We start from the raw sequence: 7,620 nt of genomic DNA, 5'->3' as shown, positions 1-7,620 counted from the left end.
ACGGGGCAGCCGAATCTCGCTGTCCCGCCTTCTGCGTGCCGGGTCCTGCGACACCACCACGCTTCCCACATCTGTACACCCGCACTATGTGAGCTGCAATCCGAAACGCACTGGACAACAGCATGTTTCATGGGAAGGCAATTCTTCGGCTAATTTCCTCGACTATGTTTCCGGAAACAAAGCCGAACCCCATGGAAAGCGAGACGTGAAATGAGCTGTCCCAGACGATTTGACAACAGGTCTCCCATAGGGGATTGCATCAGCTGTCACCGCGCGACACAATAATTTCTCCACTTTTGGAAACTCCGCTGTTCACGCGGTGTTCAATCGGCAGACAAGGTGAAATAAATACCAACCCACCGGTATTTATAATTTGGATCACCCCTACCGCATCACGGAAAGAATATGAAGTCACGTAACGCCGTTTGTGCCGCGGTTTCACCCATCCGGAGACCAGCTAACTTCTGGACCCGCGGACGCGTGTGACGCCTCTCATTACTTGTCGGTAGTATGCGGAAATGCTGTGACTGGCCACAGTTGGCACCGGCGTTGCTGAGGGGAATTCACACAGACCGCGGATAGGCTCCGCAACTTCGGTGTTCCGCCGAACCGCCGGTGGCTTCGCGAAGCCCCGGCGCACCGCTACTTCGCGGGGTCATCGGACGCACGGCTACCGCCACCCGGTGGCGAATTGCAACGCCAGGCTGGACGTTCCGAGGGCGAGCGCGAGAATGCCGCCGAAGAGCAGGGGACGGTACCCCGCGGTGCGTAGACGCTGCGGCGTGAGAGTGGTTCCGATAGCGGCCAGGACCGCGGCGATGAGCCAGGCGCTGAGGTGACTCAGCAGTGGCGTCCACGACAGTGGGACAACGCCGGTGGCGGCAATGGCCGACGCGGCGAGGAACAACACGACGAAAAGCGGGATGGTGCGCCACAGGGGCGTGGCGGTGCCCCCGTTGTGTCGCGCTCCCAGCTGCAGCCCGACGCACAGCGGGATGATCGCCAGGCTGCGTACCAGCTTGACGACGACGGCGAATTGCGCAGCACCGGAGCCGAAGGCCACCCCGGCGGCGAGCACCGAGGACGTGTCGTTGATGGCGGTGCCCGCCCACAGGCCGAACGCCTCCTGAGACATGCCGAGCAGGTGGCCCAGCGGTGGATAGACCAGCACGGCAACGACATTGAAAACGAAGATGGTGCCGAGCGCGTAGGCGACACGATCGCGGTCGGGCTTGATGACGGCGGTGGCGGCGGCGATCGCGGAGGCCCCGCAGATGGTGGTGCCCACCGCCACCAGGATGGCCGACTCCCGGTCCAGAGCCAGCAGCCTGCCTGCGACGAGCGCGGTCCCCGCACCGATGATCAGCGTGCCGACCAGCACGATCATCGTGCTCCGGCCCACGCTGACCACCGCGCCGACCGGCAGGCCGAGACCGAGCAGGGCGATGGCGGCACCCAGCGGTCGCTGCTGAGCCGAGGCCAGGCCGGGACCGAACCGTTCGTCCCGGGCCCGGCGCGCGAACGCGCCGAATATCGCACCACCGGCCAGCGCGAGCACGGGTACGCCGAGCACGGGCCACACCGTGCCCGCGAATGTCGCGGCGGTGGCGAGCACGGCCGCCGCCGAGAGGCCGGGACCGTGCTTGCGAAGAAACGTCATCTCAACACGATCGCGACCGGAATGCGGTCCTGGTAGCCATCGCGCTGACAGCACCTCATAAGCCACAGTGATGGGTGCGCGATGCCCACGGCTGATCACCGCTCATAATCTGCCCATGACATTGCCGCCTGGGACACCTGATCTGGCGGTGCTCGACCTGCTCGTCTCCGTGGCGGAGCTGGGCAGCCTCGGCGCGGCCGCACGCAGGCACGGCATCAGCCAGCCTGCGGCGAGCATGCGGATCAGCGCCCTGGAACGGCGGCTGCGGCTGCGCCTGCTGGATCGCGGCCCTACCGGGTCGGCGCTCACCGACGCGGGGCGCTCGGTGGTGGAGTACGCGCAAGCCGTGCTCGACGCGGCGCGGGCCTTCGGTGCGGGTGTGGCCGCCTTGCACGCCGCTCAGGTTCCGCACTTGCGCATCGCGGCGTCGAAAACCCTTGCCGATCATCGGATCCCGCAGTGGCTCGAGGTCCTACGCGAATCGTATCCGGATGTGGCCGTGTCCCTCGAAGTGGACAACACCAGGCACGTCGAGGAAATGGTCCGTACGGGTCGAGCGGACGTCGGTTTCGTCGAGGGACCGCACCCGCCGCCCGGCCTGGGCAGTCGGATACTCGGCACGGACGAACTGGTCGTCGTCGTCGCGCCCGGCCATCCGTGGGCCAGGCGCCGCCGTCCGGTGACGTTGCGCGAACTCGCCACCACTCCCCTGCTGTGGCGCGAGCCGGGCTCGGGCACTCGCGATGCGGTCTGGGAAATCTTGGGCGCGGAATGTCAGCCTGCCCGCCCGGCCGCCGAACTGGGCTCGGCGGCGGCCATCGTCGCGTCGGCCCGAGCAGGGGTCGCACCCGCGGTGCTGAGCCGGTTGATCGCGGCGCCCCACCTGGACAGCGGAACCATCGCGGAAGCGCGAACGGCCGACTCCGTCGTTCTCACACGGAACTTCCGCGCCATCTGGCGCCGCCAAGCGCCCCCGTCGGGACCGGCGGAAGTTCTGGTCAGGTGTGCCGCGGGCGGCGGCTGACGTCGCCGCAGCCGGTACGACGCTCGACCGGCAGCCGTATCAAACGGCATGCGAGGGTTTCCGGTTCCACCGGCAGGTCACGCCGGGGAGGCCGCGCGAGGCAGCTGTTTGCCCGTCGGGCTGGAACCGCCGGGGGAAGGGAGATGCTGTCGGCAGTTCAGGCACCACTGTGAAGTGGGAATGGCCTGTAGTAGGTGGATCGGGATCTCGCTGTGACAGCCGCGGCAGCGGCCGTAGCGGCCCGCGGTGATGAGGGTGAGGGTTTCATCGATATCGGCCAACGCTTGTCGTGCGGCCGAGACCAATTTGATGGTGACCTCGTACCTGGCCGTGTCGGCCGGGTCGATGGGAGCGGCGGCATCATCGATTTCGGCTTCGAGTTCGGCCAGCTGCTGCAGGCGGAAGCGGCGTTGCTGGTTCAGGGCGGCTCGCAATGCGGGTAGGTGGTCGGTGAGACGTGCGTGTGACACGGGTTGTGCGTGGGTCATCCTGTTCTCCAGGGTTGGTGTTGGAATGCGGTCGAGTGAGGAGGATGGGCCGCCCTGCCAGCGGCCCCTTGTACGACCACCTCCACGCCATCCGGATATTCGCTGACAAGGCCAGGATCGTTTACACCGAACGGCTGCGCTTGTCCGACGGCGACAATCGCGGGTGCGCCACTTGTCCGATTTCTCCACCCCTGGGGCCGTTCGACAGCGCCCGCGCACCGCGCCTCAGCTGCCTGGTTCGGACGATTGCGCAGAGATCTGCGGGGATGGCACAGCGCGGGTGCGTCAGACGGTGTCGGTGACGGCGAGTTCGATCATCATGGCGAGCCTTTTGCGGGGGTCGTCCAAGTCGAGGTTGGTCACCTCTGCCATCTTGCGCAGTCGGTTGCGGACGGTGTTCTCGTGCACGCCGAGCTGCGCACCCGCACGGGCGGGGTCGCCTTGCTCCTGCAACCAGGCGCGCAGCGTCGCCGCGTACTGGGTGGAGTTCGTGCGGTCGTGGTGGCGCAACTCCGCCACCGGCCCCCGGGCGGGGGTGCGTCCAGAAAGCCCTGCGGTGCGCAACCGTTGTAGCAGGATTTCGTCCCACGACTCGTCATAGGCGGGGGGCGCGGCACCGGCTGAGCGGGCCTCGTGCAGCGCCAGGCATTCGTCGGCCTCTCGGCGCGCCGACGCCAATTCGGTGGCCCGGGCCACCCCGCTGATACCGGCCACAATCGTCACCTGCGCAGGCAGTGCCGCTTGGAGCTCGCCTATCCAGCGGCGCGCCGCCGCCCCCTCCACTGCGGGCAGCACGGTGTAGATGCTGTCGCCGACCAACGCGCTGCGGCTCGAACGGGACCAGCCGAATCCGGTTGTCGCTCGCTCGAAGACCAACAGCAGCGCCGCGTGCTGCTCGTCCGCGATCCGGGCACGCAGCGAAATCACCCGCAGACTCTCCGGTGCCAACCCCAATCTGCTGGCCACCGTCGCCGCGTCCGCAGCGCCCTCCAGCAAACGGATCACCAGGTCGGATTCGACCTGACGTTCCAGGTCCGCGCTGGCCCGCGACCGCAACAGATGCAGAGCCACCGTGCGCGCGCCGTCGGCCAAGGCCATGCGCCGAGCCCCCTGTAACGGTGCCGGGCACGACACCCATACCGAGCCCAGCAACTGCCGCCCCACGCGCACGGCCACGACCATGCGCCCGGTCAAACCACGTTCCGCCTGCGCGGGAACGAACAACGGCTCGTCCGACGCCGCCAAATGCGTGAAGACACCGTGTGCATCGAACACCGCGTGCAACCATGGCGGCATCTGCCGGCCCAGGATCGTCTCGACACGTGCGGGGTCGTGGTGCTGCTGCGGCCTCGAATACGCCAGCACCCGAGACCGGCGGTCCTCGATCGTCACCGCACCCCCGACCGCGTCGGCCAGACTGTCGGCCAGGGCGAACAAATCGGTCGGGCCGCGGCCGGCCTCGGTCTCGCGTCCTTCCAGCACCAACCCGTAGACCACGGCGGCCACCTCGCTCCAGGCCACCGCAGGGTCGATCACCATCACCGCCACACCTTCGATCTCCGGCTCGTCCTCGGTCTCCTCACCCCCACGGACGAGCGCGACGACAGCCCGCGCCGACACCGCCCAATCGACCACCTCCGATACCGAGCGGGCTCCGATCCCCAGCAGCACATCGCCCACTTCCGTGGGGTCCGGATCGGCTCCGTGGATCACAACGCTGCGCAATGGCGCCGACCGGGGAACCGAACCCAACCGCACGCGGATCCCATAGCCACTCAGTACGTTCGCCAATCGATCCAATGTCACCATGAGCCGCTCCGATGTCGAACCGAAGATGCAGTGAGATCAGGCGCCCGACCCGACCGGCAGTAGTTCATGGCCGCGGAAGCCGGACCGGCTCGCGCCGACCTGCGCATCAGGATGAACACCGCCGCCGGCCACGATTCCACATAGTCGGGGCTGACCGGGACAGTACGCGGAACACTCCACCAGCCCAGGTATGCGGCAGGTGAGGGCATTGGTGGGCGTGCCGAGTTCCGTTGCAGAAATGAGTTGGGCGGGATGGCGCACCGGCTGGTACCGTGCGCCGGTCCGTGACACGACGCGAGGAGGTGAGACCCATCAACGCTGTATCAATTGGGTGCTCCCCATCTTCTTCACGGTTGGGCGATTGACGTAGGTGTCGCCGGGAGTGCCTCGACAACCAGGCAATCCCGAAAGGCAACAACCTATGCATCCTGTGCACTTCACTGCGGAGACCTCGTCGAACGGTGTCGTCGAACGCGAGTTCACGGTGGGTGAGGTCCCCGGCGTACTCTTCTCACCCGCATCCGGCTCCGAGCACGCGCCCCTGGTGCTGATGGCCCACGGCGGCGGCCAGCACAAGCGAGCACCGGGAATCGTGGGCCGTGCACACCGCTTCGTGACCGGCTACGGTTTCCACGTCGCCGCTCTCGACGCGCCCGGACATGGCGACCGGCCGCGAACGGCGGAGTACGAGCAGCACGTCGCAGTCCTACGGCGGGCTCGAGCGGCGGGCGAGCCGATCGCCCCGATAATCGTCGATCTGCACATCTACCTGGCCGAACGTGCCGTGCCGGAATGGCAGGTGACCCTGGACGCCCTGCAGGAACTGCCGCAGATCGGCGCCGAGGGGCCGGTCGGCTTCTGGGGCATCATGCAGGGCACCGGGATCGGGGTGCCGTTGACGGCGGTCGAACCCAGGATCACCGCGGCGATTTTCGGTGTGCTGGGGCACGAGTCCCTGACCGAAGCGGCGGGACGGATCACCGTCCCGGTCCAGTTCCTGCTCCAGTGGGACGACGAGCTGGTCGACCGCCGATCCGGTCTCACGTTGTTCGACGCCTTCGCCTCGAAGGAAAAGACACTGCACGCCAACGCGGGCGGGCATGGCGAGATGCCTGGGTTCGAGGTCGACAGCGCGGCCCGGTTCTTCGCCCGGCATCTCGGCCGGCTCGGCGCATCACCGGCCTGACGTGACAGGTATCGGCGACCCGGAGTTCGCCCCGGTCGCCGATACCGCTGTCGTATCTCGCCGGGCTCGACATACACACTCAGCGGAGATGGTGGCTGTCGGAGGGGCAGGCAATCGGTCGTGGCGTGATCAGACGGGTTATCGGTTGCAGACGGTCGTCCCGCAACCCGCGACGTCAGTGCGGCCGGTGGAAACCGGGTGATGCGACCGAGAGGCGCAACGTGTCGTCGCGGTGGGTCAAGGTGAGTTCGTACCAGTCGGAGGTTCGGGCGTGCACGAGGATGCCCTCGGCGTCGGTGGAGAGCGTCACTGCCCAGCCGTGCTGCTCCCAGATCCGGACGATCACGGGCGGATAGATGTCTGCGCGATCCGGGGCGGGTGGGTCGAGGAAGTAGCGGATCTCGAGCCGGTCGACCTGGTAGATGTTGCCCGCGTCGTCGTCGAACGGTAGTACGGTCTCGCCGTTCGAGCCGGCGTGCGGGCGGATGCGCATCTGACCGCCCAACGCGTCGAGTAGCTCGGCGACGAGGTCGCGGATACGGCCGCGCGCGATGTCTTCGGTGAGTTCGCGGTGCCGAACGACAGCCCGCGCTACCCGCGGCACGGACATGCTCGCCTGCCGGAGTTCTTGCGGTGTCGGCGATTTCGCGGGCATGGCGGCCTCGGACGGACGATCGCGCTCGAGCTGGAAGCCGTAGCTCATCAGTTCGTCGAAGGTCTGGGCGAAGTCCAGGGGCCGATCCAGATGGCCGTCTGCCTCCCAGCCGATGGTGCCGCCGGGTAGATCAGGCGAGACGAAGTAGCGTGTACCGCCCAAACCCTTGGCGATGAGCATCGCCCGGTCTCCCGGGATATCCTCGGCCGCTTCCCAATTGCGCACCGACTCGTTCAAGTCCAGCGCGTGATATGTCTGCATGTCCCGGGGCCGGGTTAAGCCGTAAGAGATCCCATCCAGATCGGTGAACCCCGCGTGCACCGTGTCGAGGAACGCCCGCAGCGCTTCGGGCAGAGCGTCCCAATACGGCGGCTGGTCGGCGCCGAACGTCTCGGGGTCCCATCCGATACGGAATTCGTGCGGCTGAAACGGCTTTCGCAGCGCGTACAGCAGCACCCAGTCGCCACGCAGCAGGCAGACCCGCACATCGACGAGGCATTCGTGCAGCACAGCCCCGAATCGCGGCAGCAGGTCGACGAACAGGTCGAGGTTCCACAAAGCCACGGCGGCGGCGCGCCGGGCACGAGGATCGCCGCCGCCTGCGATCCCGGCCCACCGCGGGGGTACATGGGCCGCGGCCGACGAGCCCGGTTCGACGAGCAGCGCGGAACCGGGACCGAATTCCGCCACGACGCGCGCGAAGTCCACAGTATCCACGACGCCTATCCAACACGATCCCACTGCTGAGACAGCGTGGATCTGCTACGACGACTCCGGGGGCCAGGTAGCCGCTCGCGC

The 7,620-nt window shown here is 67.3% G+C and carries 6 protein-coding genes; 2 read left to right on the top strand and 4 right to left on the bottom strand.

Going from position 1 to position 7,620, the window contains the following annotated elements:
- Positions 1-670 precede the first annotated feature (670 nt).
- Positions 671-1,660 carry a YeiH family protein gene (locus tag IU450_RS23040; RefSeq protein ID WP_195151813.1) on the bottom strand — a complete coding sequence of 330 codons (990 nt, stop codon included), beginning with the start codon at positions 1,658-1,660 and terminating at the stop codon, positions 671-673.
- Positions 1,661-1,775: 115 nt separating this feature from the next.
- Here IU450_RS23040 and IU450_RS23035 point away from each other — a divergent pair, with 115 nt between their 5' ends.
- Complete coding sequence (locus IU450_RS23035; protein ID WP_195151812.1) at positions 1,776-2,684, top strand: LysR family transcriptional regulator; 909 nt, start codon at positions 1,776-1,778, stop codon at positions 2,682-2,684.
- Positions 2,685-2,761: 77 nt separating this feature from the next.
- On the opposite strand, the gene IU450_RS23030 is transcribed toward IU450_RS23035, so the two are convergent.
- Positions 2,762-3,154 (bottom strand): TraR/DksA family transcriptional regulator, encoded by a 393-nt coding sequence (locus tag IU450_RS23030; RefSeq protein ID WP_195151811.1) that lies wholly within the window; start codon positions 3,152-3,154, stop codon positions 2,762-2,764.
- A gap of 303 nt (positions 3,155-3,457) precedes the next feature.
- Complete coding sequence (locus tag IU450_RS23025) at positions 3,458-4,981, bottom strand: PucR family transcriptional regulator (RefSeq protein ID WP_195151810.1); 1,524 nt, start codon at positions 4,979-4,981, stop codon at positions 3,458-3,460.
- 430 nt (positions 4,982-5,411) lie between these two features.
- On the opposite strand from IU450_RS23025, the gene IU450_RS23020 reads away from it, so the two are divergent.
- A complete protein-coding gene (locus IU450_RS23020; protein ID WP_324197783.1) occupies positions 5,412-6,167 on the top strand; it encodes an alpha/beta hydrolase in 756 nt (251 codons plus the stop codon).
- Positions 6,168-6,342: 175 nt separating this feature from the next.
- Here IU450_RS23020 and IU450_RS23015 read toward each other — a convergent pair whose 3' ends face one another.
- Positions 6,343-7,539, bottom strand: coding sequence for a hypothetical protein (locus IU450_RS23015; protein WP_195151808.1), 1,197 nt, complete (start codon positions 7,537-7,539; stop codon positions 6,343-6,345).
- Positions 7,540-7,620 lie beyond the last annotated feature (81 nt).

The organism is Nocardia abscessus, from assembly GCF_015477775.1.
Lineage (GTDB): Bacteria > Actinomycetota > Actinomycetes > Mycobacteriales > Mycobacteriaceae > Nocardia > Nocardia abscessus_A.
The sequence above is the reverse complement of the archived record's forward strand: the minus strand, read 5'-3'. Positions and strand labels throughout refer to the sequence as shown.